The organism is Pseudomonas syringae group sp. J254-4 (assembly GCF_032586855.1).
Taxonomy (GTDB): domain Bacteria; phylum Pseudomonadota; class Gammaproteobacteria; order Pseudomonadales; family Pseudomonadaceae; genus Aquipseudomonas; species Aquipseudomonas amygdali.
Genome location: NZ_JAWHOO010000006.1, coordinates 205,008 through 231,302 on the forward strand (window position 1 = coordinate 205,008; position 26,295 = coordinate 231,302).

Here is a 26,295-nt window from a genome sequence, read left to right on the forward strand (position 1 = left end):
GGTTCTCAAGCAGGTATTTCCAACTCTCTCAGACTGCGTGACGATTTAATCATAGAAGCACACGCTTCACTGATGACAGGCTTACTAAAAAGATAACCCTGCATTTGATCGCAGCCATACGTCACGAGCAGCGCTAACTGGTCGACTGTTTCGACACCTTCTGCAATGACTTTAAGACCCAATTCGTGCGCCAATACGATGACCGCCCTGGTGATAGCGGCGTCTTCATGATTGCTCGTTATATCTTTTATGAACGCCCTGTCGATTTTGAGGGCGTCAAGAGGAAATCGCTTCAAGTAAGCCAAACTCGAATAGCCCGTTCCGAAATCATCGACCGAAAGGCTTATACCATACGATTTTATATCTCGAAGTATTTCAACCGCCGACTCGGGATCGATCATCAGCATCGACTCGGTCAATTCGAACTCTAAAAGAGCGGGGTTGATACCGTACCCTTCAACGATATGTTTGACGGTCTCCGCCAGGCCTTTTACCTGAAGCTGCCTGACGGACAGATTGATGGCGATCGGTACCTGCCTGATATTATTCTCTCCCCAGCTTTTTATGGTTTCACACACGTTGCGGATAATCCATTCGCCGACAGGAATAATCAGGCCAGTGTCTTCAAGAATAGGGATAAACTCAGCCGGAGAAACCATACCCTGCTCCGGGTGATTCCACCGCAACAAAGCCTCCAAACCACTTATCCTGCCATCGGTGAGGCTGACCTTTGGCTGAAAATGTAGAATAAACTCATCACGGTCAAGCGCACCCCGCAATAGCGTTTCAGTTTGCAAGCGCTTGACTAAACTTTCGTTCATCGTGGCCTTATAAAACTTATAATTATTACGGCCACTTTTTTTCGCATGGTACATGGCGGTATCCGCATTCTTCAGGATAACGCCAGTGTCTCGCCCATCAAACGGATAATTAGCGATGCCGACACTCGCTGAAACAAATACATCCTGACCGCCCAGATTGAATGGTTTCCCCAACGCTTCAACAACATGGGTCGCAAGGGTTTTTATAAGGCTTTCGGAATAAACATGATGGGTAACGACGATAGAAAACTCGTCGCCTCCCAGCCGCGCAACCACACTGTTTTCATCAATGCAGTCTTTCAAGCGTCGACCCGCCTGGATAAGCAATTGGTCGCCCACTGAATGCCCCATGGTGTCATTCACTGCTTTGAACCTGTCCAAATCGATGAATATGACACTGACTGCATCTGGCACTGACGTTTTCCGACTGATTATCTCGCGCAGATAATTGCTGAGAAACCAGCGATTAGGCAGATGGGTGAGCGAATCATTTTCGGCCAGATAGATTAGCTTTTTCTTGGCATCATACCGCTCAAGCGCGGCGGCCAACAGGTTAGCAAGTGTTTGAAGGTAGCTGACATCTTCACGTGTAAAGGAGTAGTCAGTGCTGGCATACACCCCAAGAACACCCTTGAAAACCTCCCTGCAGGATATCTCAATCTCTAGACCACTTCTAATACCGCAAGCCTCCACTGTTTCGTCCGGCAGCAGCGTGTACCTGTTATCAGGTGTATCAGAATTAATGACACACCCAGTGGAAGCAGCAGTACCGTTCAAAAAATCATTGTGATAACCACTGCGGACTTCCACGTGGTTCAAGCCAACCTCCGCGTTGAGGATGACCCCATGACTCACTCGATCAACGACTAATAAAGCCACCTTGCACAATGTTAATCCTTGCGCCGCGTTCAATGCTGCCAGTCCACCCAGCGCACTGACGTTTTCTTCTGTCAATGCCTGCTGACCAAACAAGGCAATAAGGTTTTGCCTTCTGGAGTTATCCAGAATCGCGACCTCAAACTCCTTTCGATCAGTAATATCGATATCGATGCAAATATATTTTTCAACGCCACCCATGTCATCGAGAATAGGTATTATGGTGCGTCGATGCCATGCATCCTTACCGGTACGACCCGAAAGCCTGAGCTCACCGTTCCACACCTCATTTTCAGGAGCCCATCGCCACGGTTCAGAAGTTGAAGAGATGCCGGTCCAGACTTCATCGATCGTCAACTCTAAAAGCTCGGCTCGCGAATGCTGTGAGCTTGTTACGAATCGTTCGTTAACGTAGGTGATACGTCCGGAGGCCGAAACTTCGCAAACGATTGAAACCTCGTCCAGGGCATTTTTATGCTGCACCAAGGTATTCATCAACGATTCGATACGCAGGCCAAAGTGATTGCGCATACTGGCGGCAGTGCGGTTTACCGCTTTTATAGCCTCCTGTATTTCCATGGGAGCATCAGCGACCAACATCGCTTCTGCTGCCACTGCACCTGAAGCAATTTCCGCCTCATAAGAGTGAAGTTTGCCCAGATGAGCAAGCGAACGCTTGATCATGAACCCCATCAACATCAAACTTATCAACAGAAAAAATACCGCAAACAATGTAGCCTGGATCACAAGACTATAGAGTTCGGCAGCAATTCTCTCGGCATTAAAAGACAAACGCATCACGCCATAATCTTTTCCGCCAATAGTGATCGGGCGATTGACATCGAATAATCTTGCAGCGACTTCAGACTCTATCCACGCAGGCGCTCTTCCAACAGGCGCACTGGCTGCCTCAAGGCGAATCACGCCACCCGACAGGTCAATAAACATGGCCGACTTGAACGGCGAGCGAGCCAGGGTTTTTTCGAGGGTTCTTTTGATGGTGTCGTAATCGCCGATGACGACACTTTCCTCAACCGCTTGCGCCGCAACCTCAATGAGCATGTTAGCGGTGTCTTGTATCTCTTCAATATGCTGAAGCAGCTGGTTTTTATAAAACAGTCCCAGCCCTGTCGTCAAAAAAGTCAGTATCAGAATGGATAACATCGCCAGTATTCGCGACGTCAGTGATTTGGGCAGCAGGCTTTTAAAGAAATTCATTAACAGCCTCTCCAGCTAAAGTTGAAATTATTTACTTAAGGTTTGCTGGCAAACTGTTATAAAAATCACGATAGGACGCATAATCCGCTTCCGTCGCAGGAATGAAGGTAATCGGTGCCGGTGCATGGACCAGCTCGGTCGCCTCACGAAGAACCCTGCTACCGTCGGGATCGTTTTGCATATTAAAAAATGCGTTGGCTACCGCATCACGTTCTTTTTTAGAAACCCGAGGGGATGCCATGAGGGCCAAATCATTGAACGAGGCTGAACTCCACAGTACGCGGAACGACTTCCCTTCTCTCTCCGTGTAGCCGCTTACCAGCTGTGAATTGGCTCCCATCGCCTGAGCCTTACCACTGAGGAGTTGGCTGAAAGCACCGTCCATATTCCCTGCAAACACAGTAGACGTGTTGATCCCTTTCTTGACCAACTCCGAGTTTGTGACTTTATAAGCGATGAACGCTTCCGGTCCCGGATACACGACTTCCTTGCCCTCTAGCTCTGAAAGGCTATGAATGGGCGAATCGGCAGGTACCACGATTTGCCCCACGATAGCAGGCGCGTCACGGCGACCAAACACCTTCCAGCCCATCTTGTCGCGTTCCGGGCTAAAAAGATGGTTGGTGAACGCGAAGTCAACTTCTTGCGCGAGCACATAACTTGTCGTATCAGAGGAGGTCCGCCCTAATTTCAGCGTGAGGTTCACGCCGCTTTTTTCGGACACATACTTTATGATTGGATTCCAAAAACCGGCTGAAAGATTAAGATTGTATTGATTGACAGGCGAAAAGTTGTAGACTTTCAGCTCTTCAGACGCGGCCATATTCGACAAGGCAAAAGACAGGGCGATCATTATAGCTTTGCAGCCTAGGCGTAAGTTCACTTGTCCACTCCACAGGTATAATAACTTCTTAGTCAACGGTGATGAGCGGCAACTTAAGCCCAGCCATCTAATATGATCGGCCGAGGCTCTTGAATCTTAAGCAAAGACCGCATGAAGAAATATTAATTGGCCAGCCAATGCACCTGCCTGCTGCATCCGCGCGATAGTCTCGAACTGGACAGGCCGAGGTGGCTTTTGCTGCATGACCATTGCCTCGGCCGCAACGTGCAGTACCCAGCAATGAGTTATTGTTGACGACAGATCAAACAAAAAACCGCTCTTTCAACGGCACCAGTGCCGCCCCGATAGCCGCCGCATCGCCATTGGTCTCACTCAGCAATAACTGAGGCCGAGGCGGTGGCGCGTTGTAGCGGTGGGCTCCCCAGAAAGTCGTTGCCGCAATCAGGCGTCTGCCCAGCTCTGGCGGTAATTGCCCGCCAAACACTACCGCCTGTGGATCGAACAGGCCCGCCAGTGCGTTAACCAGACGATCCAGGGTTGGTTTGACGCGTGCCAGCCAAGTGTCCACGCCGGGCCAGTCAGGGTCGAAGCGCAGGCGCAGGTCTTCGATTGAATCTACCTGTACGCCGTTCTGATGCAATTCATCCAGCAGGTAACGCAAGGCCGGACGGTTTATCGACTCTTCGTCGTTGTAGAGGGTGATCTCGCCCGCGTTGCCGTGGCTGCCGAAATACGGTTTGCCGTTGATCACCACGCCTGCGCCGAAACCGAAGTTGAACGACAGGTAGATGAAGTTGCTGGCCCAGGCCCCCACGCCCACCAGGCTTTCACCGATGGCCGCAGTGGTGGCGTTGTTTTCCAGCCAGACCGGCATGCCGAAGCGTTCTTCGAGTATCGGTTGCAAGTCAATCAATGACCAATCGCGCAGCGGTTCAGGTGCATTGATCTGGCGGTTCTCAAGAAAAAAACCGGCGATGGCGAAGCCCATGCCAATTACTCGTTGCGCCTCGATGCCATTGCGTTGAAGCATGCGTTCGATGGTCTGATCAAGCGAATCCAGCGTGCTGTTGCGGCTCAACGGCGGCGTACGCAAGGTGACCTGTTCCAGCACATTGCAGCCCAGATCGGCGATGCAGACCACTGCCGAATCGGTATTGATCGATACGCCGATGACATACACCGCCTCGTTGACCAGCTCAATGCGCGGGCTGGGCTGACCACGGCCGTTCTTCACTCGCTCGCCGCTGCGCAGCAGGCCTCGGCTGATCAGTTCTTCGATCAGGCGGTGCACCGACTGCTGAGCCAGGTCCATCTCGGTCGAAACCGTGGCGCGGGTGATCACACCTCGACGGCGAAGGATATCCAGCAATTTGCGTTCATTCAGGCTCAGCGGTTGGTGCGCATGAAGTGGCGTATCGAGGTCGAGGGGCATGGAATCTACAAATCAGGGGAGGATTAAAACAGTGGGCGTGTAAAGCAGTGTATCGCCCGCCACCCATTGCACACTTCCATCATGAAAATTTAATAAAAGTCGCGCAGGTCACAAATACTACACACAAGCTGTATTAAATGGCACTGAGTTCTTGTGGGTGTCCTCATGCCTTTCATCAGTAAGACGCTTTCCATGCTGGCGCTGCTGCCGTTCGCTGCTCAGGTCTTCGCCGCCCCCGCCGAGTTCTGGTATAGCCACGGCGGCGCGGCCGGAAGTGCCATCGCAGATTTGTGCAGAAGCTTCAATGCGCAGCGTGAGGATGGGGATCGCCTGCACTGTATCCGCCAGGGCAGTTATGAGCAGACGCTGCAGAAGACCGTCGCAGCGTACCGCGCAGGCATAGGCCCGGCTCTGGTCGAAATTTACGACGTGGCCACGCCTGACATGCTACTGGGCGGTGCCACTCTGCCTGTCGAGGCCATCATGGCCGGTCATCAAAGGGCCTATTCCGACGACACCTTTCTGCCAGCCTTGCGCCGCTATTACTCCGATGATCACGGCGCTCTGGCGGCCCAGCCTTTTGCGGCGTCCACCGCCGTGCTCTACACGCACCGAAATGCCCTGGCCGCGGCAGGTATCAGCGAGCCCCCCGCCACTTGGGAAGCATTTGCTACAGCCTTGCGGGCCTTGAAGAAAAACGGCCACGCATGCCCTGTCGTCAGCGAATTTTCGCCGTGGATCTGGCTGGAGCAGACCAGTGCAGCGCAAGGCACCGAAGTTGCGGTTCGCGCCGCTGGCACCGAACGCTATCAGTTCGACAAAGGTGCCCACCTGCGCTTGATGAACGACCTGGCGCAATGGACCGCCGAAGGTCTGGTGGTGCACGAGGATTCGACCCGCAGCGGTCAACAGGCGCTGGCTTTCGCCACCGACGACTGCGCCATGCTGATCGACTCCACCGGTGCCTGGAATATCGTGCACAGCACGCTCAAATCCGATATCGATGTCACAGCACTGCCGATTTACGCCAACACCCAACGCCGTACCAACGCTCCCGGAGGTTCCTCGCTGTGGGTGATGCGTGGGCATGCCGCGCGGGATTACCGGCTGGTCTCGGAGTTTCTGGCGTTCGTACTGCAACCGGATAATCAGTTGGTGTTCAGTGCCCGGACCGGCTACCTGCCAGTTACTCAGGCGGCAGCGGCACGGTTGCAATCCGCAGGCAGAGAGCCGTCGGCCGTAATGGTCGGGCTTGCGGCACTTCACGACATTGACGGCCAGCCTTCTACGCCTTTGCGCTGCGGCTTTATCACGCTGATGCGTCTTGTTTGGTCGCAGGAAATGGAAAACGCGCTCGCCGGTCGCCAGAGCGTTGAACACGCCCTGCGTCAGACAACGCTGCGCGCCAACGAATTGCTCAGCCTGTTTCAGCAGATGCATCAGGCCCAGGCCAGCAACGAGTCAGACGGGGCAACGCCATGAAGCCTCGTGCGCATTTTCCGCAACCGCGCCTGGCGCTGCTGTTTGCCCTGCCCCAATTGCTGGCACTCGGGTTGTTCTTTTATTGGCCTGCAGTCCAGGCAATCTGGTGGTCGTTTCATCTGGTGCCGCCCTTCGGCGGTAACGAAATTTTTGTCGGCCTGAGCAACTATTTGCGGGTATTGAGAGACCCTGGTGTGCTCGCGTCGCTAGGCTCGACGCTGGTGTTCAGCCTGTCGAGCGTTGTGCTTTCGATCCTCATCGCACTGGTGCTTGCGCTGTGCCTTGAACTGAAACTGCGCGGCAACGCAGTGTTTCGCAATCTGCTGATCTGGCCCTACGCGGTATCGGGCGCCACCATCGGCATTGTCTTTCACGTGCTGGCCAATCCGGTGATGGGCATTTTCGCCTGGCTCAACGCGATTGCCCCCGGCACCTGGGCACCCTACGCCAGCCCGATGCAGAGCATGTCGTTGCTGATCGTGGCGTATGCGTGGTGCCTGGTGCCGTTCAACTTCGTGATGCTGGTCGCCAGCTTGAAGTCCGTCCCCGATGACTACCTCGCGGCCGCCGCACTGGACGGGGCAGGCCCGTTGCGACGCATGCTCGACATACAGCTGCCGCTGATTGCGCCCTATCTGCTGTTCGTGTTTGTCATCGACCTGCTGGAAAGCCTGTCGAACAGCTTTGGGCTAGTCGACACCCTTACCCACGGCGGGCCCGGCGATACCACCAATGTGCTGGCCTACAAGATTTACACCGACGGTTTCATGGGCCTGGATCTGGCAGGTTCGTCGACACTGTCAGTGCTCATGTTGCTGGCAGTCGTAGCGCTTAGCATCGCTCAGTTCAAACTCTTGTCCCGCTTCCAGCGCCGTGGGGTGAAAGCATGATCGAGCGTCACCGTTTGCTCGATACGGGCGCTTATCTGCTGCTGACGCTCGGGTTGGTGTTCGCGTTGGGGCCGCTGTACGTCGCAGTCTGCTCGGCAACTGTGAGCAACCCACAACTGTTCGCCCACGGCCTTGCGCTGATACCCGGCGACCAACTGCTGGAGAATCTGCAACAAGTCACCCGACGTCTCGACCTGCTGCGCTTGCTGGGCAATAGCCTGCTGGTCGCCACGCTGGTGGTGATCGGCAAGCTGACACTTTCGGCGCTGACGGCATTTGCCGTGGTGTACTTTCGCAGCCGCTACACCTCGGTGATCTTCTTTGCCGTGCTGGGCGCTCTGCTGCTGCCGCTGGAAGTACGCATCATCCCCACGTATGCGGTGGCCAGCGACCTGCTCGGACCGCTACGCAATCTGTTGCAATGGCTGGGCATCCAGTGGCTGCCGGTGCCGACCATCAACCTGCTCGACAGCTACACAGGGCTCGCCTTGCCGCTGATCGCCTCAGCCACCGGCACCTTTCTGTTCCGGCAGTTTTACCAGACGCTGCCCGCCGAACTGGTCGAGGCCGCACGTATGGACGGTGCCGGGCCCTGGCGTTTTTTTGTCGACATTCTGCTGCCGCTGTCGAAGACCAACTTCGCGGCGCTCGGCACGCTGGTGTTCATCGGCGCGTGGAAAGACTACCTGTGGCCGCTGGTCGCGACCAATCGCGAGGACATGCGCACGCTGGTGCTGGGCGTCGCCAGCTTTCTGCCGACCGATGCAACCCAGGTCCCCGAATGGAACCTGCTGATGGCCGCCGCCGTGGTCAGCATGCTACCCCCCATCCTCGTCATTGCGCTCATGCAGCGATGGTTTGTCAAAGGTCTGATCGGAGTCGGTAAATGAACGCGCTCACCCCTATTGCCTGCGCGCCGGATATCGTCCTCAAGGGCCTGCACAAAACCTATGGCTCTGGGCACATCCTTCACGGGCTCGATCTGGTTTTCAAGGCGGGCGAGCTTAACGTCATCCTCGGCCCGTCCGGGTGTGGCAAGTCAACGTTGCTGCGCATGGTCGCCGGGCTGGAGGACGTCAGCCAAGGGCAGATTCTGATGGGTGGCCGCGACGTGACGCGCCTGCCGCCCAAGGAACGTGGCTGCGCCATGGTGTTTCAGAACTACGCGCTCTATCCGCACATGAGCGTCGCCGACAACATCGGTTACGCGCTGAAGCTGGCACGCATCTCACGCAAGGAGCGCGAACAGCGTATTCGCGAGTGTGCCAGTTCGCTGGGGCTGGAGGAGTTGCTGCAACGCAAGCCCGGAGAGCTTTCCGGCGGTCAGCGTCAGCGCGTTGCGATCGGTCGGGCGCTGATCCGCAAACCGCCGGTGCTGCTATTCGATGAACCGCTGTGCAATCTGGACAGCGCGCTGCGCCATGAAATGCGCCTGTTGATTCGTAACCTGCACCAGCAGACCGGGGCGACGATTCTGTATGTCACCCACGATCAGACCGAGGCCATGACCCTGGCCGAGCGTGTGGTGATTCTCAACAAGGGCCATGTCGAGCAGATCGGCACGCCCACCGACATCTACGATCAGCCCGCCAGCACATTTGTCGCCAGCTTCATCGGCACCCCGCCCATGAACCTGCTGCCTGTGCACTGCCTGGACGACAACGTTCTGATCCTGGCCGACGGACAACGCCTGCCCATCAAACTCGGCATTGCCAGCAACCGGACAGGCAAATGGCTGATGGGCCTGCGCCCTGAGACCGTCGCGCTCGGCCAGACAGGCGTCACCGCCACCGTTGAATCTTCGGAAAATCTCGGCAGCCACAGCCTGCTGTATTGCCAGTTGGCCGGAACACGCTGTGTTGTCAGCCTCGCCGAACGGCAGCATCTGATGCCCGGCACCCAGGTTCGAATCGCCATCCATCCCGCGCCCTTGCTGTTCGATATCGAGAGCGGCCAACGCCAGCTCGTTTCCTTCTCCCAAACCACCAAGTGACCCGCCATGCTCAAACCTGCGCCCCTCGTCCGCTCGTCCCTGATTGCCCATCGTGGTGCCAAGGCTTACGTACCGGAAAATACCCTGCTGGCCCTGGAGAAAGCCGCCGAGTGCGGCGCCGAGTGGGTCGAGATCGACGTGAAGCTGACCCGCGATGGCCAGCCTGTCGTGATTCACGACGACTTGCTGGACCGAACCACCAACGGGCGCGGCGCTGTCGTGCTTCACGAACTTGAGGCCATCCGCAAACTGGACGCAGGCAGCTGGTTCGCACCTGAATTCGCGGGCTTGCAGATCCCGACCTTCGAAGAGATCGTGGCATGCGCGCTGCGCCTCAACCTGGGTTTGCAGGTCGAACTCAAACCGACCATTGGCGACGATATCGAGACGGCGGAAGTGGTGATGCCGATCCTCAAAAATCTGTGGCCCGCCGACAACGATCGGTTGTTCGTCTCCAGCTTTTCGGTGCGCTCACTAACGGCCGCGCGACGCTTGTGGAACGATGTACCGCTGGCCATCGCCTGCGTGGTTGCGCCTGCTGACCCGGTCGCTTTGCTGGCCGAATATGACTGCCGAATACTTCACGTACTTGACGACATGCTCGATGACCATCACCTTGTTCGCCTGAAAAGCAGCGGCGTCGAATTCGCCGTGGCTACCATCAACAGCCCGAAGCGTGCGCATTACCTGCTGGAACACGGCGCGCAGTCGATTCTCAGTGATTACCCGGACTTGTTGAACCTGCCGAACGGAGGCTGTCTGCAATGAACAAACGACTCAGCGTCGCCATGCACGCCGTAGAACAGGCCACCGGCCTGGCCATGGCGTATTTCAACGACCGCCACACCCTCGACATCACCACCAAAAGCGCACAAGACCTCGTCTCCCGCGCCGACTTCGAAGTGGAGCAACTGCTCCGTGCAGAGCTGAGCAAACACTTCCCCGACGATGCAATTCTTGGCGAAGAAATGGGCGGCGAATTCATCACCGACGGCTGGGTTATCGACCCTATCGACGGCACCGGCAACTACCTGCGTGGCACACCGCTGTGGGGAATAGCAGTGGCGTACATGTCCGCAGGTGAACCCGAAATCGGCGTCGTCGCCTACCCGGCATTGGGCTACACCCTGGCAGCGCGCACGGGCGATGGCCTGCTGCGCAATGGCATCCCTTTCGTCCGCCCGCAACCGCCAGAGCATTTGCGTATTGCCGGCGTAGGCGAAAACACCCGATGGGACGCTGAAGAGTTGGGACGACTACAACTGACCTTGCGCCAACAAGGCTGGGGCCTGGCAGGCTATCGCTGCGCAACCATCGGCCTGGCGTTCGCCGCGCTGGGGCAAACGGATGGGTACATGGAGAAATTCACCAGCCTGTGGGACATCGCGGCAGGCGCGGTTATTTGTCGAGAAGCTGGATTGCTGTGCACGATTGAAGGTGAGCAAAAGCAAGGGTCAATGACCGTGATGGTCGGGCGTGAGGAGTTGATGGGGATCTTTGGTGCGTAATGCGCCGGGCTAGTCGACGCGGTTTTCTGACTGCGTTTGTCCGCCTGCTGGCGTGTATGCCCTTCGTCAACAGCAGGCTGCTGGCGGCAGAACCCTTTCCCGCATTGCGCCAGCCTGCAGCCGAGAAAGGTATTCGGTTCGGCTTTGCGATTGATCCGGCAAAGCTGAATGACGATGCGGCCTATCGGCAGCTGGTCGCCCGTCAGGCCAGCATCGTAGTGCCAGAAAACGCCTTGAAGTGGCAGACCGTCCACCCCGAGCCAGAGCGTTACAACTTCGCACCCGCCGACGCAATCGCGGGGTTTGCGAAAGCGCATGACCAGCGTATGCGCGGCCACACTTTCTGCTGGCATCGCTCTTTGCCCGACTGGGTTCACCAGACCGTCACCCCGACGAACGCCGAAGCGGTGCTGACGGCGCACATCAGTACCGTCGCCAGCCATTATCGTGGCCTTATCAGCGCATGGGACGTCGTCAACGAAGCCATCCAGCTGGAGGACGGCCAGCCTGACGGGCTGCGCAATTCATTCTGGTATCAGATGCTCGGGCCTCGCTATCTGGACATAGCCTTCAAGGCTGCGCACAAGGCCGACCCGGACGCCCTGCTCTGCTACAACGATTACGGCCTGGAAAAGGATGCCCATTACGGCGAAAGCAAACGCACTGCCGTGCTCGCCCTGCTGCGCGGGCTCAAGCAGCGGGGCATTCCGATACACGGCCTTGGCATTCAGTCCCACCTGCGTGCAGGCGACACATTTGGTCCGGGCCTCTCTCGCTTTATTCTGGCAGTGCGTGATATGGGGTTGTCGATCCACATCACGGAACTGGACGTCGACGACAGCCACTTGACGGGGTCTATCGCAGAGCGCGATGGATCAGTTGCAGCGACTTATAAGCGGTATCTCGACGTGATGCTTGCCACGCGCTCGGTATCTACCGTTATTACGTGGGGTGTTTGGGAGAGCCCGCATGTTGCAGGCGCCACGGCCAGCAACGGGCCGTTGGCAAAACGGGCATTGGCGTTTGGCCCACGAGGTGAAGTGAAGCCGACGAGCTGGGTGATCGCGCATTGTTTCGAAAACGCGCAAACACAAAAGGATGCGCGGTTTTAGGCGTACAGCAGCCTTCATGGCAGCAGCACCGCCAGAGCGGTTCAGCGCTTTCTGACGCCTGAAAACGACGAAGCCCCCGATAAACGGGGGCTCCGGTTCTGGACCTGAACAGCAGGTTCCAGCGATGTGCTAGAACGGTAGTTCACATAAGCAGGAAAACAGATAAAAACAATTCTTCCAACCCCCTAATTCTTCGAGGATATCCCGACTGAAAGCGTGACCTCTACGAAAAACGTAGAGAACACTCGCACTGGACTCACTGCGACTGCTTGCCTCCGCCTTCCCCCGAACTCTTGCGTAAAGCATATTGTTGACGCTGAGTGTTTTGTGTGTGGGGGGGGGGCAATTAAAACAATTATCTATTTGGTGTGCGGAGATTATTAGTAATCAAGAACCAAATTGATGTATCTATCAAACCCTGTTGGTATGCCGCACTCAGATAACGTATCATAAATGCGAGAAAGGGTGTCGCTCTTTCTAAATATTAAATCACCCACTGAGAAACGATACAGCTCAATAGTCCTATCGTATCCAGCATCATAGGCATCTTTGCACCAAGCGTCTATCGCTGTATTGGAAAGTGTAAACGGTGGCGGCAATTCCTGAAATTCTTTCGAATAAAACTCTAGGACTTGCCTATAATGATTCCTCGCTTTAAAAGCTCGCTCGTTATAAGTGATTAGGTTTTGTAGCTCGCCATTGCTAACTCCGTAGTCCTTCGCGACATTAGAAATCCAATTGGTCGAAATTCTTATAGTGTTAAAGATCCATTCACGAGACGGCAGCTTTTTTCTTAAACCAGCTTTTCCCTGGCGTACAAATGATCGAAGGTCTTGGTAAAGATGGTCAAAGTTTGAAAACGAATTAAGGCCGCGCACAGCTTTTTCTGAACCATAAAGATTTAGTTGCAGGTGCAGGGATATGTAGACTCTCCTTATGGCGCTGTATATCTGTATACACTCAAAACCTACGGCATCGTTATTATTAAGTGCAGATGCGCTTGATTTTAATTTTTGGTATTGAGAAGCAAGAAACTCCTTCGTTATTATGTGCTTGTTAGGCTGGGGGCACTGAACGTGATTAGACTGACAAAATAACAATTTCGCCTCTTGATAGATAGTCCAAGCTAAATCAGAGCCTGTTTCGAACATGGTGGTTAACTGTTTTTTTGATATTATTTCTACCTCGTTCTCAATGCATATTCCAAGATCATCTTTAACTCGGCAAATCAAGTAAAAAGGATCTAACTCAGATACTATCAATAAATCCAGATCAGAGAATTCGTCTTGCTCACCTCGTGCGGCGGAGCCATATAAATAAATGGCCTCTACGTCTTTACCATACATCATAAATTGATGGGTAACTTTATCGAGACTAATCATGAAAGGTGCGCCATTTCGCTATCAAACTTGCTACTGGTGAAGTATTCAGTTCGTTCGAAAACCTTTTGTAAAAGCGATTGATCGACAAGCTTGTTTTCAAGCAAAAAACAAAGAATGAAAAGAGAGCGCAACTGGATATAGGGTTTTATTGAACCTGATGTTATGCTGGTGTTGAGCTCGTTATACCCTCGAAGCAGCGCCTGAATATTTTCTCTAACTTCATATTTTTTGACGATGAGGTTGTACGCCATAACACCCAGGTCAAAATTCCGATTTGCTAGCTTAGAATCTTCAAGGTCTATAAAGTATATAACTCCATTTACATATTTTGCGTTCCCTAACCACGCATCACCATGTGAAAGGACTGCGCAATCACTCGAGGCCAGTGCTTGTATCGAGTAGCAATTGTCGAGGAGTTTTGATGCTAAAGGTTTTAGTATGTAAGAGTGCTTTTCTATTGAGCTCCTGATTCTATAGCATTCGCTTTCAATGGAAAAAATACGAGAGGTATATTGTAAGAAAAAAGATGTTGGTGTCCTGTGAATTTCTGCTAACGCTTTAGAAAATAGAAATATATCTCTGGAGTCGCTAGTTAAAGGTCGCCCACCAACATTAGAATACAGAACGGCCAGCCTGTCTTCGCCTGCTAGTGTTAGCTTAATATATGCATCGCCATTAATAGAGTTTATAGTAGTGGCCACGCCAATGCCGCTTGCAGATAGCCTATTTATGACGTGCACTTCAAAAGATATGTCGATTTCATCTCTTGATGCGGAAAATATCTTAAAATAATATCTTGTGTTTTTGCATTCAATTCTCAATGTGTAATTCATACCTTTTACAAGCAGCTCTATATTAGTAATGCTCGTCGGAAAACTGAAATTGGCATTTAATATTTTCTTTATATCCCTAATGACTTGTTCATTGTAAGGCGCTGAGCTAGACATGACCGTACTCCCGAACGATGCCTTCTATTGAAAGTAAAAAAACAAGTTGATCCATTGTGAAAGAGGTCTTTTTTTCAAAGAAATTAAGTAGAAAATCGGAAAGCGCATCTGCATCTACCAAGCCCAATTCGACAAGGGCTAACTCTTTACATTCAAACTTTATTTGTTTTTCGTTTTTTAGAATGTAGTTCAGCATGGCTGATGTGAAGTTCTCCTCTCTGTAACCTTCTGGAAACAAATCGAAATTTAATTGTTTTTGCAAAAAAGACTTTAGCACTTGCTTTTTGCAACTATCACGAATATTTAGCCTTTTGCAGGGCGCGACAATGCTAGGCATAGTAAATGGCTGAAGTGGCCACAAACCCAACCTAGCAACTTCTCGAGTTTGCACTCCAAAGCCATTATAAACTGTCCGAGCCATCAATCCCGGAGGTGCAAAAAAAACAGAATCGATGGCGGCTGCCAAGTTAGCTCGCGCACTCAAATAGTTTGGCAGCGAGCGGTCAAACTTACTATTTAGTCCTATCTGCCCTCGCTGAATGTAAAATAACTCGTCTCCCCCTTGTCCGTTTATGATTGAATCGTACCCTCTGGACTTAGCCTCAGACCACAGCCTTTTAAAACCCTTGATATAAAATTCGTCTCTGTAATGTGGTTTCTGTTTTTCTAAAAGTGGGATTAATGGAGGGAATTCATCAATATGGATTGAATAGTCTTTGAATCCTAATGCATCGATTAGCTGATTTCGCCTTTGTATTTGATGAGTGCCAAGCTCATCACTAATTAATAGCCCTAAAGAAAAATTATCACCACTGTATTTAGAAGAAAAATAGGCAGCTATCGCAGAGTCTATACCGCCACTTATTTCCGTAGCGCTGCGCAATCCTAGGCGTGATGTGTGATTAAAATAGGAATGCAGCCTTTTGATGAGTTCAATTTCTGGAAGCGCTTGTTCTAGGTCCGCCTCATAGTCTACTTGGGCCGGGTAATGAAAGTCTAAACCATTGAGGCTATATATAAGTGAAGACCGCTCAGTTAACAGTTGGACACCCTCAAAAATAGTCTCGACGCTGTAGGGGGTTAGCAATGACAATCGGTGCGCTATAATTAAAAAGTTTGGCACGCGGGGAGCTCTGGATAGAAGCTTTTCTACGTCCCATGAAATACATAGTGTATCGTCGTATTGTTCAAAATAAGCTGGTAAGCTTGGTGCTCGCCCTGTGTATACGCTTATGCCTCCTGCGATGTCACCTATGACGCCTTCAATAACATAAAAATTTTCAAAGCAACGCACGATATTTGCTCTAGCATTTTCGATTTCTTGATAGGTTGTGCTGATTCCGCCCTTAAGTACAGGTATTTGAGTTGGCTTTTCAAACATCGACTCCTCGCCCGAATATGTGGACACATCATAGACTAGCAATATCCAGCTATCTTTTGTGTGCAAAAAATCCCAGCGCACGGCTCTGTGTGTAACAACATTAATGTAGCCACTATTCCAAGCTAGCCCGGTATTTACAAGCTGTGGAAGTACGTGAGATTCCGCGAGATGAAATTTCATTTCAAACACTTGTCTATCTCCGTTTGAACTTCGCTTTAGCCAGAGCCCACAGAGTGCGTTACGGAACACTCTGTGGGTACTCACTGTGATTTACATGTAATGAAAACTTCCAGAATCACCGGAACCGTCAGCTTTTGGGCTCGGACCGCCACCGCCTGGTCCTACAGGTCCGTCTACATTGAGCGAACGTTCTGCCTGCTTGATATGTGTACGTAAAATTTTAATCGTAGGATTCAGGCTTTGGGATTTTGAGAGTTTACGCATCAGCTTATTCATATTAATACCTCGCAATAACGAAGGGTTAAAAATTCCAATGCTGATCATCAGCGCTGGTAATCTCCAATATTTTTTCTGTGGCTGTCAAATGTCATTACAAAAATTCACAAAATATTAAAGTGAATGTAAATCTACTGACACGAACCGGAAAGAATACTTAAATAATGGATCGTACTTAAAATTATCACAAAGGGTTCGTGTTATGCAGATTCTAACTAAGCGCAAATTAATTTTCGATGTGCTTATTCGACCTCATGGCGCAGTGATGATGGGCGCTTTCTTTTTAATATTTTTTGCGGCTTTAGTAGGGATGGCGCAGCCCTTCATCATTCGAGATTTAGTAGACGTGGCCTTACCGCAAAGTGACTTCTCATACACATCGAAATTAGCAATGGGGCTAGTAGCTGTAGCTGCTTGCGTGAATGCCGTTAATGTACTTCAAGCATCGCTTTTTAATAAAATCGGACAGTCAATAGCTTCAAAATTAAGAGCTCAGCTATTCAATAGCTTTATGCACTACCCATTGGAGTACTTTGCTAACAGCAATGCGGGCGCATTACAATCTAAAATAATTAGCGATGTCTCTGCGCTTCAGAGTTTTTTTACTCTCTCTAGTGCATCTATAGCATCGTACGTAGCCCTGACAATCTCAAATGTTGTTGCTCTTGGAATGCTCGACGTAAGGCTGCTGCTTATCTCTGTTGTTATCGTGCCTTTGGCTGCTTATGTGAACATAACAATAGGCGAAAAAAAGAAAAATCTGGCAAAGCAAAAATTTGAAAACCTGGAAGAATTAGGTAGCTGCATAAATCAATTTCTTTCGGAGTCAGGAATTTCTGTTATCAAGACTTTTGGTCGTGTTCAGTATGCAGAGGAGGCATTTGAAAGGCGATCGAATGAGCTCTCTAGTGTTGAGTTAAAAGGCGCATTAGCTGGGCGATGGCAATTGTCCCTGATCAACTTTCTCTTTGCCTGCTCGCCGGCGCTCACCTATTGGTTTGCAGGAGCCATAGAAGTCAAGGCCAGCGGGCAAATAAGTATTGGAACGATCGTTGCGGCAACAGGTTTGCAGTATGCATTGTTTGGACCATTTATAGGTTTTTTAAAAATGATTATTGAATTTAAAAGTTTAAGCTCAATTTTGGAAAGAATAGTGAGTTCCATAAATTCAAACTATGTAAATTCGAATGTTCGACAGCGCTCAGCTCATACCATTGAGCGCTCAGGCCTTGGCTTTATAACGTGTAAAAATGTTTCATTTTCGTATGGGGACCGCAAGGGTTTCATAATTCATGAAAGTAGCATTGAAATAAAACTAGGTTCCAAGGTCGCAATCGTTGGAAAAAGCGGGTCGGGAAAAAGTACATTGGCCCATCTCCTTTGCGGGCTTTACTCGCCCACTGCAGGAGACGTGTTTATTGATGGTAAAAATATAAGGGATCTGAATGATAGCAATAGGTCGGAGCTGGTTGGAATCGTTTCTCAGGATTGCTATTTGTTCAGCGTTTCCATACTCGAAAATTTTAAGATGGCTTGTCCTGGCGTGTCTCGTGAAAACATAGTTGAGAGTTGTAAGGACGCTCGGGTTCACGACTTTATTAGCAGTCTACCTGAGGGGTACGAAACAGTAGTCGGAGACAGAGGGGCATCACTCTCAGGAGGACAACGACAGAGAATCGCATTGGCACGAATGTTTTTAAAGCGTCCGAACATCATAATACTTGATGAGTCTACCTCAGCCTTAGATTCGGTTTTAGAGCAAGAAATCTTTGAGCTGCTCCGAGTAAAGATGGAAGATAGCACAATCATTTTTGTTACTCACAGGCTCAGTTCAATAAAAAATGCTGATGAGATTTTACTTATGAGTGATGGAAAAATTGTTTCCCAAGCTAGCCATTTAAAATTGCTTGGTGAATCTAAGCTATATCAAAAATTATTGAAATCGCAATCAAGCATTTAATCGAATTTTCATGTGACTGTGAAGTGTCCGGCGGACAAAGCGGATGGCCTTTTACTAGGCCGAATTCTGACTTTGCGGACATCAACTCGGCTAGACAAACTGAGTTATTGTTACTATATATCGTCTGTCGCTAGCTGCGCATCACCTGGCCCAACGGCTACTCAGTCCTGACCACCATTGCAACGGTGTCAGGATCCATACCTGAACAATCAGGGATGTCAGCTGATGGCAGATTGATTTTTTGATCCATCCAGTCTGCAAGCAGATAAGCGTTGCCACCGGCAGCTAAGGCTGCATCCCGCTTCCCCGCGGTCATTCGAGAAAATGAGCGGAAGCTGGCATTTTCATCAGTTGGGGCTTCAATGTCACGCCCCAAGAAAAAGTTAACCGGGAATTTCAGGACGCGAGAAAGCATGCCCAAACTTTCGGGTGTTAGATCCTGAGCGCCGGTCTCATAGAGCGTAATGAGCTTACTGTTGAGACCTGCATAATCAGCGAGCAATTTCTTGGTATAGCTACGGCGCTGCCTAGCGAGGATTAGCCGGTTTGGATTGAAATCGCTCAATTCGTTCATTATCTCGGTGTCACGGGGATATCTAAATCAGGGCCTAGGGTAGGACCTTGGAGTGGATTTGGCTCGTTGAGTTGCAGCGGCGGTAATAAGGCTCTTATGTCGAACTATTTATTCTACTATTTCCGTGTAAAGAAAAAGCCCCGACCTCTTTACAGAGACGGGGCTTTCATTTATGTCAGAAATCTCTTTGATTACTTAGGCTTTAGCCATATCACAACCAAAAATGTCTTTACATTCTAGCCTTATTGAGATTCAGAACGGAATATCATCATCAAAGCTATCAAAGTCAGCAGCTGGCTGCGGCGCTTGTTGTTGCGGCGCCGGGCGCGAGTCGCGTTGTGGCGGCTGCTGGTTGTAGTTTTGCTGAGGTGCGGACTGCTGCGGCGCCGATTGCTGTGGGCGCGACTGCTGTGGACGCGGTGCGGACTGGTTGTAGTTGCCGCCGCCCTGACCTTGTTGGGAGTCGCCTTGTGGACGGCCGCCCAGCAGTTGCATGGTGCCCTGCATGTCGACGACGATTTCAGTGGTGTAACGCTTGATACCGTCTTTTTCCCATTCGCGGGTCTGCAGCTTGCCTTCGATGTACACCTGCGAACCCTTGCGCAGGTATTCGCCAGCGATTTCGGCGACCTTGCCGAACATCGATACGCGGTGCCATTCGGTCTTTTCGACTTTCTGACCGCTCTGCTTGTCAGTCCATTGTTCGCTGGTTGCCAGACTCAGGTTGGTCACGGCGTTACCGTTAGGCAAGTAGCGAACTTCGGGATCCTGGCCGCATGTACCGACCAATATGACTTTGTTAACCCCACGGGCCATAACGTTCTCCTAGGCTTCGCACGCTTCTGACGCTGGATTGACCAGCTTTTCGAGAGAGGCGCGATCCAATAATTTTGTGTCGAGTTTTATGTAGATGGCCGCCTCTTCAGCAACCACCACTGCATCTGTCACGCCTGCTACGGACATCAAACGCTCTGCCAGGCCTGCTTCACGCTGCGCCTGCGGCGACAACGGCAGACGTAGGCTGGTCACGTAAGGCGGTTCTCGCATGGTCACTGCGAAGGCGAGCCAGACGGCGGCCATGGCTGCACCACCCAGGAACACCACATCGAGCCCACCGTGCTGGAACAACCAGCCGCCCAGTATCCCACCTGCGGCCGAACCAAGAAACTGGCTGGTGGAATAAACTCCCATTGCCGTGCCTTTTCCGCCGGCCGGTGAAACCTTGCTGATCAGCGACGGCAACGACGCTTCCAGCAGGTTGAACGCAGTGAAGAATACCACTGTCCCGATGACCAGTGCCCGCAACGTGTCCCCGTAGGCCCAGAAGAATAGCTCAGCCAGCATCAAAACTGTGACGGCGCCCAGCAGAACGCGCTTCATTTGACGTTTCTTCTCGCCATAGATGATGAACGGGATCATCGCGAAGAAGGAAACCAGCAAGGCGGTCAGGTAGACCCACCAGTGTTGTTCCTTGGGCAAACCGGCTTTTTCGACCAGCGCCAGCGGCAAGGCCACGAAGCTGGACATGAGCATCGCATGCAACACGAAGATACCCAAATCCAGGCGTAGCAGGTCGGGATGACGCAAAGTTGCCCCAAGGGCCTGTCTGGCAACGCCGGATTCGCGGTGCATCAACGGGCCATTGGCCTTGGGCACCACAAACGCGACGATCAGAAGCCCCAGCAAGGCCATACCGCCTGTGGCCAGGAACAATCCCGAAAGACCGAACATACCGGTGATCACCGGGCCGACCACCATGGCGATGGCGAACGACAGACCGATGGTCATGCCTATCATGGCCATGGCCTTGGTGCGATGCTGTTCGCGGGTCAGGTCAGAGAGCAAGGCCATGACCGCGGCGGAAATCGCACCGGCACCCTGCAGGATGCGCCCGGCGATGATTCCCCAGATCGAATCGGCATTTGCCGCCACCACGCTGCCAATCGCAAAAATTATCAGGCCGAGATAAATAACCGGTCGCCGTCCGATACGGTCGGAAATGATCCCGAACGGAATCTGCAGCACAGCCTGGGTCAGGCCATAAGCGCCAATCGCCAGACCGATCAGTGCAGGGCTCGCGCCCGCCAGGTCCATGCCGTAGGTTGCCAGAACCGGCAAAACCATGAACATGCCAAGCATGCGGAACGCGAACACCAGGGCCAGACCGCCTGCTGCGCGGGTCTCGCCGCTACTCATACGCTCGCTGTGGGTATCGTGCATGGAATAACCTCGTGTGAACCGGCGGCGATTCTACCAGTCCCATCGTTGTACAGCACATACGCGACGCTTTGCCGCGTAATGGCTCGGAGCCTTATACTCCGTCGTTTATGCCCGCCAAGCGAGGCCGCAGTGGACAAGATCCTGATACGTGGGGCACGAACCCACAACCTGAAAAATATTGACCTGACACTTCCCCGCGACAAACTGATCGTTATCACCGGACTCTCCGGTTCAGGCAAGTCTTCGCTGGCTTTCGATACGCTGTACGCCGAAGGGCAACGCCGCTATGTCGAATCGCTGTCGGCCTATGCCCGCCAGTTTCTGTCGATGATGGAAAAACCGGATGTCGACACGATCGAAGGTCTATCGCCAGCGATTTCCATCGAGCAGAAGTCTACTTCGCACAACCCGCGCTCGACTGTGGGGACGATCACCGAAATCTACGACTACCTGCGTCTTTTATACGCACGAGTCGGACAGCCTCGCTGCCCGGACCACGATATCCCGCTGGAAGCGCAGACCGTCAGCCAGATGGTCGATCTCGTGTTGACCCAGCCCGAAGGCAGCAAGTTGATGCTGCTTGCGCCGGTTATCCGTGAGCGCAAGGGTGAGCATCTCTCGGTCTTTGAAGAGCTGCGCGCGCAAGGTTTTGTTCGCGCGCGGGTCAACGGCAAGCTGTGCGAGCTGGATGAGCTGCCGAAGCTGGACAAGCAGAAGAAGCACTCGATTGATGTGGTCGTGGACCGTTTCAAGGTCCGCGCCGATCTGCAGCAGCGTTTGGCCGAGTCCTTTGAGACCGCCCTGAAGCTGGCCGACGGTATCGCCCTGGTTGCGCCAATGGACGACGAGCCGGGCGAGGAAGTGATCTTCTCCGCCCGCTTCGCCTGCCCTATCTGTGGCCATGCGATCAGCGAGCTGGAACCGAAGCTGTTCTCCTTCAACAACCCGGCCGGCGCATGCCCGACCTGCGACGGTCTGGGCGTAAAGCAGTTCTTTGATATCAAGCGACTGGTAAATGCCGAGTTGACGCTTGCCGAAGGCGCGATACGAGGCTGGGACAGGCGTAACGTCTATTACTTCCAGATGCTGGGGTCGTTATCCAAGCACTACGGTTTCAGTCTGGAAGTGCCGTTCAAAGAAATCCCGGCCGACATGCAGAAAATTCTGCTCAACGGCAGCGGCTCGCAGAGTGTCGACTTCCGCTATCTGAACGACCGCGGCGATATCGTCAAGCGCGCGCACCCGTTCGAAGGCATCGTGCCGAATCTGGAACGTCGCTACCGGGAAACCGAATCAGCGACCGTGCGTGAAGAGCTGGCCAAGTTTCTGGGCACGCAGCCCTGCCCCGATTGCCGAGGCACCCGCTTGCGTCGTGAGGCGCGCCATGTGTGGGTAGGTGAAAAGACTTTGCCTGCGGTGACCAATCTGCCGATTGGCGATGCCACGCATTACTTCGAAACGCTCAAGCTGACCGGACGGCGCGGCGAAATTGCCGACAAGATTCTCAAGGAAATCCGTGAGCGTCTGCAGTTTCTGGTCAATGTCGGGCTGGATTACCTGACACTGGATCGCAGCGCGGACACTCTGTCCGGCGGTGAGGCTCAGCGTATCCGCCTGGCCAGCCAGATCGGTGCGGGTCTGGTCGGGGTGATGTACATCCTCGATGAGCCGTCCATTGGCCTGCACCAGCGCGATAACGATCGTTTGCTGGGCACGCTCAAGCACCTGCGCGACATAGGCAACACCGTGATTGTGGTGGAGCACGATGAAGATGCGATTCGCTTGGCCGACTACGTGGTCGACATTGGCCCGGGCGCGGGTGTGCATGGTGGGCATATCGTTGCCGAAGGTACGCCGGACGAAGTGATGTCGCATCCTGACTCACTGACCGGCAAGTACCTGTCGGGCCGTGTGAAGATTGCTGTACCCGCCAAGCGCACGCCGCGTAACAAGAAGCTGTCGCTGACGCTCAAAGGTGCGCGTGGCAACAACCTGCAGAACGTCAATCTCGATATTCCGATTGGTCTGCTGACCTGCGTGACGGGTGTTTCCGGGTCGGGCAAGTCGACGCTGATCAACAACACACTGTTTCCGCTGAGCGCCACGGCGCTGAACGGTGCCACGACGCTTGAGGCGGCCGCGCACGACAGCATCAATGGCCTGCAGCATCTGGACAAGGTCGTCGACATTGACCAGAGCCCTATCGGTCGTACGCCGCGCTCCAACCCGGCGACCTATACCGGGCTGTTCACGCCGATTCGTGAACTGTTTGCCGGTGTACCTGAATCGCGTTCACGGGGCTACGGTCCGGGCCGGTTCTCGTTCAACGTCAAGGGCGGACGCTGCGAGGCGTGCCAGGGCGACGGGCTGATCAAGGTCGAGATGCACTTTCTGCCGGACATCTACGTGCCCTGCGATGTGTGCAAGAGCAAGCGTTACAACCGTGAAACGCTTGAGATCAAGTACAAGGGCAAGAACGTCCACGAAGTTCTGGAAATGACCATCGAGGAAGCGCGTGAGTTCTTCGACGCCGTTCCGGCACTGGCGCGCAAGCTGCAAACCCTTATGGATGTAGGACTTTCCTATATCAAGCTGGGGCAATCGGCGACAACACTGTCAGGCGGCGAGGCGCAGCGGGTCAAGCTGTCACGTGAGCTGTCCAAGCGCGACACTGGCAAAACGCTGTATATCCTCGATGAGCCGACCACGGGCCTGCACTTTGCGGATATTCAGCAGTTGCTGGATGTATTGCATCGCTTACGCGACCACGGCAACACGGTGGTGGTGATCGAGCACAACCTGGATGTCATCAAGACGGCCGACTGGCTGGTGGACCTGGGGCCGGAAGGCGGTTCGAGAGGTGGGCAGATCATTGCGACCGGCACACCTGAACAGGTCGCCGAGATGGAGCAGTCGTACACCGGGCATTACCTGAAGCCCCTGTTGATCAGAGACAGGGCTTAACCGGCGCCGCGAAACGGGTCTGGCTTCAGTCAGACCCGGATACAAAAAAGCTCCTGTCACGCAAGTGCAGGAGCTTTTTTATGGGTGCCGAATCAGAACTGCGATTGCAGGTAGTTCTGCAGGCCGATGGACTTGATCAAGCCCATTTGCTGTTCAAGCCAATAAGTGTGGTCTTCTTCCGTATCAGCCAATTGCACACGCAGGATTTCACGGGTCACGTAGTCACCGTGCAGCTCACAGAGCTCAATCCCCTTGCACAGCGCAGCACGAACCTTGTATTCCAGACGCAGATCGCTGGCGAGCATCTCAGGCACTGTGGTGCCGACGTCCAGATCATCCGGACGCATGCGCGGCGTGCCTTCAAGCATCAGGATACGGCGCATCAGCGCATCAGCGTGTTGCGCCTCTTCTTCCATCTCGTGGTTGATGCGCTCATAGAGCTTCGAAAAGCCCCAGTCTTCGTACATGCGCGAGTGAACGAAATATTGGTCACGAGCTGCCAGTTCGCCCGTGAGCAACGTGTTGAGATAATCGATTACTTCGGGGTGGCCTTGCATCGCACCGGACTCCTGCTTCAAAGCCGATAGTTTGAACCAAGCGCCGCGCGAGGTCACTGAGAAAAACGCAATAAACCGACGAAAAGTGGCGAAACTACGCCGTTAAGAAGCGAAAAACCGCCCAAATGAGGGCGGTTCTGTTTCTCACTTCGACTCAGCCCAGTTTTACACCCAAAGCGTTGGCGATGCCTTCCCCGTAGGCCGGGTCAGCCTTGTAGAAATGCTGCAGTTGACGCTGAACGATGTCACTGGAAACACCACCCATCGCCCCCGCAATGTTACTGATCAGCAGCGCTTTTTGATCAGCGCTCATCAGGTTGAACAACTTGCCCGCCTGACTGTAGTAATCGCCGTCCACGCGATGATCATGACGACCTGCGGCACCACTCAAAGCCAGCGCAGGTTCTGCGTAGCGCGGATCTTCCTTCGGCGCATCCGAATAGCTGTTTGGCTCATAGTTCGGAGCCGCCCCGCCATTGGTACCGAAGGCCATCGACCCGTCACGCTGGTAGCTATGCACTGGGTTTCTCGGTGCATTGATCGGCAATTGCTGGTGATTGGTACCTACGCGATAGCGATGTGCATCGGCGTAAGCAAATACCCGCCCTTGCAGCATGCGGTCCGGTGACAAGCCAACCCCGGGCACCATATTGCTGGGACCAAACGCTGCTTGCTCAACCTCGGCAAAGTAGTTGAGCGGGTTACGGTTCAGCTCCAGTTCACCTACTTCAATCAGCGGATATTCCTTCTGCGACCAGGTCTTGGTCACGTCGAACGGGTTCTCGTGGTGGTTCGCAGCCTGGGCTTCGCTCATCAGCTGAATGCAGACCTGCCACTTGGGGAAGTCACCCCTCTCGATAGCAGTGAACAGATCGCGCTGGGCGTAATCGGGATCAGTACCCGCAATGCGCGCAGCCTCGGCTGGCGTGAGGTTCTTGATGCCCTGCCGGGTCTTGTAGTGCCACTTCACCCAATGACGCTCACCTGCTGCGCTGATCAGGCTGTACGTATGGCTACCAAAACCGTGCATGTGACGATAGCCGTCCGGAATGCCTCGGTCCGAGAACAGAATAGTGACCTGGTGCAGCGCTTCAGGCGAATGCGACCAGAAATCCCACATCATTTGCGGGCTTTTCAGGTTGGTTTGCGGAAGACGTTTCTGGGTGTGGATGAAGTCAGGAAATTTCAGAGGGTCACGGATAAAGAACACTGGCGTGTTGTTACCCACGATGTCCCAGTTACCTTCCTCGGTGTAAAACTTGATTGCAAAGCCGCGCGGATCACGTTCAGTATCCGCCGAACCACGCTCACCACCTACAGTGGAGAAACGCAGAAAAATCGGGGTCTGCTTGCCGACCGTGTCGAACAGCTTGGCGCTGCTGTATTGGCTGATATCACGGGTAACGGTGAACGTTCCATGAGCACCCGATCCTTTGGCGTGGACACGACGCTCCGGAATATTTTCACGGTTGAAATGAGCGAGCTTTTCGATCAGGTGGAAATCATCGAGCAGTAAAGGACCACGCGGGCCTGCCGAGCGAGAATTCTGATTGTCGGCGACTGGTGCACCGCTGGCGGTCGTAAGGGTCTTCTGACTCATGTAAGTCTTCCTCTGGTTGTATAGCCGGTTGATTGGCTTGAGAGGAAGTATTGTGGAAAACTATTGCAGCGTCGAATT

Annotated in this window: 21 protein-coding genes; 9 read left to right on the forward strand and 12 right to left on the reverse strand. The window is 53.1% G+C overall.

All coding sequences use genetic code 11. The features are described 5' to 3' along the window. Positions 1–5 precede the first annotated feature (5 nt). From RYB09_RS10340 to RYB09_RS10350, 3 genes are all read right to left on the reverse strand, one after another. Positions 6–2,915, reverse strand: a complete 2,910-nt coding sequence (locus tag RYB09_RS10340) for a putative bifunctional diguanylate cyclase/phosphodiesterase (RefSeq protein WP_058408624.1) — start codon at positions 2,913–2,915, stop codon at positions 6–8. 31 nt (positions 2,916–2,946) lie between these two features. Beyond that, positions 2,947–3,768, reverse strand: coding sequence for a phosphate/phosphite/phosphonate ABC transporter substrate-binding protein (locus RYB09_RS10345; RefSeq protein ID WP_058402678.1), 822 nt, complete (start codon positions 3,766–3,768; stop codon positions 2,947–2,949). Positions 3,769–4,060: 292 nt separating this feature from the next. Next, positions 4,061–5,191 (reverse strand): ROK family transcriptional regulator, encoded by a 1,131-nt coding sequence (locus tag RYB09_RS10350; protein ID WP_005745972.1) that lies wholly within the window; start codon positions 5,189–5,191, stop codon positions 4,061–4,063. 165 nt (positions 5,192–5,356) lie between these two features. Here RYB09_RS10350 and RYB09_RS10355 point away from each other — a divergent pair, with 165 nt between their 5' ends. From RYB09_RS10355 to RYB09_RS10385, 7 genes are read left to right on the forward strand one after another with little or no spacing between them, the layout of a single operon-like run. Then, the gene (locus RYB09_RS10355) at positions 5,357–6,673 is read left to right on the forward strand and encodes an extracellular solute-binding protein (protein ID WP_004667316.1); all 1,317 of its coding nucleotides are present in this window, start codon (positions 5,357–5,359) and stop codon (positions 6,671–6,673) included. Next, on the forward strand, positions 6,670–7,563 hold the full coding sequence (locus RYB09_RS10360) for a sugar ABC transporter permease (protein ID WP_316888223.1): 894 nt from the start codon (positions 6,670–6,672) through the stop codon (positions 7,561–7,563). The genes RYB09_RS10355 and RYB09_RS10360 overlap by 4 nt, the downstream gene beginning before the upstream one ends. Further along, on the forward strand, positions 7,560–8,453 hold the full coding sequence (locus RYB09_RS10365; RefSeq protein WP_002555449.1) for an ABC transporter permease subunit: 894 nt from the start codon (positions 7,560–7,562) through the stop codon (positions 8,451–8,453). The genes RYB09_RS10360 and RYB09_RS10365 overlap by 4 nt, the downstream gene beginning before the upstream one ends. Continuing rightward, positions 8,450–9,556 carry an ABC transporter ATP-binding protein gene (locus RYB09_RS10370; protein ID WP_122259612.1) on the forward strand — a complete coding sequence of 369 codons (1,107 nt, stop codon included), beginning with the start codon at positions 8,450–8,452 and terminating at the stop codon, positions 9,554–9,556. Before RYB09_RS10365 ends, RYB09_RS10370 begins: the two co-directional genes overlap by 4 nt. A 6-nt stretch (positions 9,557–9,562) precedes the next feature. Further along, positions 9,563–10,324, forward strand: a complete 762-nt coding sequence (locus tag RYB09_RS10375) for a glycerophosphoryl diester phosphodiesterase (RefSeq protein WP_122259611.1) — start codon at positions 9,563–9,565, stop codon at positions 10,322–10,324. Then, positions 10,321–11,064 (forward strand): inositol monophosphatase family protein, encoded by a 744-nt coding sequence (locus RYB09_RS10380; protein WP_058408621.1) that lies wholly within the window; start codon positions 10,321–10,323, stop codon positions 11,062–11,064. Before RYB09_RS10375 ends, RYB09_RS10380 begins: the two co-directional genes overlap by 4 nt. Continuing rightward, a complete protein-coding gene (locus RYB09_RS10385) occupies positions 11,064–12,176 on the forward strand; it encodes an endo-1,4-beta-xylanase (protein WP_316888227.1) in 1,113 nt (370 codons plus the stop codon). The genes RYB09_RS10380 and RYB09_RS10385 overlap by 1 nt, the downstream gene beginning before the upstream one ends. A gap of 380 nt (positions 12,177–12,556) precedes the next feature. On the opposite strand, the gene RYB09_RS10390 is transcribed toward RYB09_RS10385, so the two are convergent. From RYB09_RS10390 to RYB09_RS10405, 4 genes are all read right to left on the reverse strand, one after another. Then, positions 12,557–13,558, reverse strand: a complete 1,002-nt coding sequence (locus RYB09_RS10390; RefSeq protein ID WP_316888228.1) for a nucleotidyltransferase domain-containing protein — start codon at positions 13,556–13,558, stop codon at positions 12,557–12,559. Next, positions 13,555–14,505 carry a phosphotransferase gene (locus RYB09_RS10395; RefSeq protein WP_316888229.1) on the reverse strand — a complete coding sequence of 317 codons (951 nt, stop codon included), beginning with the start codon at positions 14,503–14,505 and terminating at the stop codon, positions 13,555–13,557. Before RYB09_RS10395 ends, RYB09_RS10390 begins: the two co-directional genes overlap by 4 nt. After that, complete coding sequence (locus tag RYB09_RS10400; protein ID WP_316888255.1) at positions 14,498–16,066, reverse strand: hypothetical protein; 1,569 nt, start codon at positions 16,064–16,066, stop codon at positions 14,498–14,500. Before RYB09_RS10400 ends, RYB09_RS10395 begins: the two co-directional genes overlap by 8 nt. A gap of 90 nt (positions 16,067–16,156) precedes the next feature. Then, positions 16,157–16,342, reverse strand: coding sequence for a hypothetical protein (locus RYB09_RS10405; RefSeq protein WP_139218885.1), 186 nt, complete (start codon positions 16,340–16,342; stop codon positions 16,157–16,159). 202 nt (positions 16,343–16,544) lie between these two features. On the opposite strand from RYB09_RS10405, the gene RYB09_RS10410 reads away from it, so the two are divergent. After that, positions 16,545–18,302, forward strand: coding sequence for an ABC transporter ATP-binding protein (locus tag RYB09_RS10410; RefSeq protein ID WP_316888232.1), 1,758 nt, complete (start codon positions 16,545–16,547; stop codon positions 18,300–18,302). A gap of 157 nt (positions 18,303–18,459) precedes the next feature. Here the strand turns inward: RYB09_RS10410 and RYB09_RS10415 are convergent, their stop codons facing one another. The 3 genes from RYB09_RS10415 to RYB09_RS10425 all read right to left on the reverse strand — a co-directional run bounded on the left by RYB09_RS10415 (position 18,460) and on the right by RYB09_RS10425 (position 21,096). After that, entirely contained in the window at positions 18,460–18,876 is a 417-nt protein-coding gene (locus RYB09_RS10415; protein WP_316888234.1) for a transcriptional regulator, read from the reverse strand. 252 nt (positions 18,877–19,128) lie between these two features. Further along, complete coding sequence (locus tag RYB09_RS10420) at positions 19,129–19,692, reverse strand: single-stranded DNA-binding protein (RefSeq protein ID WP_002555458.1); 564 nt, start codon at positions 19,690–19,692, stop codon at positions 19,129–19,131. Between the two features lie 9 nt (positions 19,693–19,701). After that, positions 19,702–21,096, reverse strand: a complete 1,395-nt coding sequence (locus RYB09_RS10425; protein WP_058402686.1) for an MFS transporter — start codon at positions 21,094–21,096, stop codon at positions 19,702–19,704. A gap of 129 nt (positions 21,097–21,225) precedes the next feature. Here RYB09_RS10425 and uvrA point away from each other — a divergent pair, with 129 nt between their 5' ends. Then, positions 21,226–24,060 (forward strand): excinuclease ABC subunit UvrA, encoded by a 2,835-nt coding sequence (gene uvrA, locus RYB09_RS10430; RefSeq protein WP_058402687.1) that lies wholly within the window; start codon positions 21,226–21,228, stop codon positions 24,058–24,060. Positions 24,061–24,152: 92 nt separating this feature from the next. Here the strand turns inward: uvrA and bfr are convergent, their stop codons facing one another. Continuing rightward, a complete protein-coding gene (gene bfr, locus RYB09_RS10435; protein WP_002555461.1) occupies positions 24,153–24,617 on the reverse strand; it encodes a bacterioferritin in 465 nt (154 codons plus the stop codon). A gap of 154 nt (positions 24,618–24,771) precedes the next feature. Then, positions 24,772–26,217: a catalase gene (locus tag RYB09_RS10440; RefSeq protein WP_316888237.1), complete on the reverse strand. Its 1,446-nt coding sequence runs from the start codon at positions 26,215–26,217 to the stop codon at positions 24,772–24,774. Positions 26,218–26,295: the final 78 nt, after the last annotated feature.

Bases quoted from the DNA above. Each gene is read 5' to 3' on its own strand.
- RYB09_RS10340 (WP_058408624.1), bottom strand. From the start codon at position 2,915: ATGAATTTCTTTAAAAGCCTGCTGCCCAAATCACTGACGTCGCGAATA.
- RYB09_RS10345 (WP_058402678.1), bottom strand. From the start codon at position 3,768: ATGATCGCCCTGTCTTTTGCCTTGTCGAATATGGCCGCGTCTGAAGAG.
- RYB09_RS10350 (WP_005745972.1), bottom strand. From the start codon at position 5,191: ATGCCCCTCGACCTCGATACGCCACTTCATGCGCACCAACCGCTGAGC.
- RYB09_RS10355 (WP_004667316.1), top strand. From the start codon at position 5,357: ATGCCTTTCATCAGTAAGACGCTTTCCATGCTGGCGCTGCTGCCGTTC.
- RYB09_RS10360 (WP_316888223.1), top strand. From the start codon at position 6,670: ATGAAGCCTCGTGCGCATTTTCCGCAACCGCGCCTGGCGCTGCTGTTT.
- RYB09_RS10365 (WP_002555449.1), top strand. From the start codon at position 7,560: ATGATCGAGCGTCACCGTTTGCTCGATACGGGCGCTTATCTGCTGCTG.
- RYB09_RS10370 (WP_122259612.1), top strand. From the start codon at position 8,450: ATGAACGCGCTCACCCCTATTGCCTGCGCGCCGGATATCGTCCTCAAG.
- RYB09_RS10375 (WP_122259611.1), top strand. From the start codon at position 9,563: ATGCTCAAACCTGCGCCCCTCGTCCGCTCGTCCCTGATTGCCCATCGT.
- RYB09_RS10380 (WP_058408621.1), top strand. From the start codon at position 10,321: ATGAACAAACGACTCAGCGTCGCCATGCACGCCGTAGAACAGGCCACC.
- RYB09_RS10385 (WP_316888227.1), top strand. From the start codon at position 11,064: ATGCGCCGGGCTAGTCGACGCGGTTTTCTGACTGCGTTTGTCCGCCTG.
- RYB09_RS10390 (WP_316888228.1), bottom strand. From the start codon at position 13,558: ATGATTAGTCTCGATAAAGTTACCCATCAATTTATGATGTATGGTAAA.
- RYB09_RS10395 (WP_316888229.1), bottom strand. From the start codon at position 14,505: ATGTCTAGCTCAGCGCCTTACAATGAACAAGTCATTAGGGATATAAAG.
- RYB09_RS10400 (WP_316888255.1), bottom strand. From the start codon at position 16,066: ATGAAATTTCATCTCGCGGAATCTCACGTACTTCCACAGCTTGTAAAT.
- RYB09_RS10405 (WP_139218885.1), bottom strand. From the start codon at position 16,342: ATGAATAAGCTGATGCGTAAACTCTCAAAATCCCAAAGCCTGAATCCT.
- RYB09_RS10410 (WP_316888232.1), top strand. From the start codon at position 16,545: ATGCAGATTCTAACTAAGCGCAAATTAATTTTCGATGTGCTTATTCGA.
- RYB09_RS10415 (WP_316888234.1), bottom strand. From the start codon at position 18,876: ATGAACGAATTGAGCGATTTCAATCCAAACCGGCTAATCCTCGCTAGG.
- RYB09_RS10420 (WP_002555458.1), bottom strand. From the start codon at position 19,692: ATGGCCCGTGGGGTTAACAAAGTCATATTGGTCGGTACATGCGGCCAG.
- RYB09_RS10425 (WP_058402686.1), bottom strand. From the start codon at position 21,096: ATGCACGATACCCACAGCGAGCGTATGAGTAGCGGCGAGACCCGCGCA.
- bfr (WP_002555461.1), bottom strand. From the start codon at position 24,617: ATGCAAGGCCACCCCGAAGTAATCGATTATCTCAACACGTTGCTCACG.
- RYB09_RS10440 (WP_316888237.1), bottom strand. From the start codon at position 26,217: ATGAGTCAGAAGACCCTTACGACCGCCAGCGGTGCACCAGTCGCCGAC.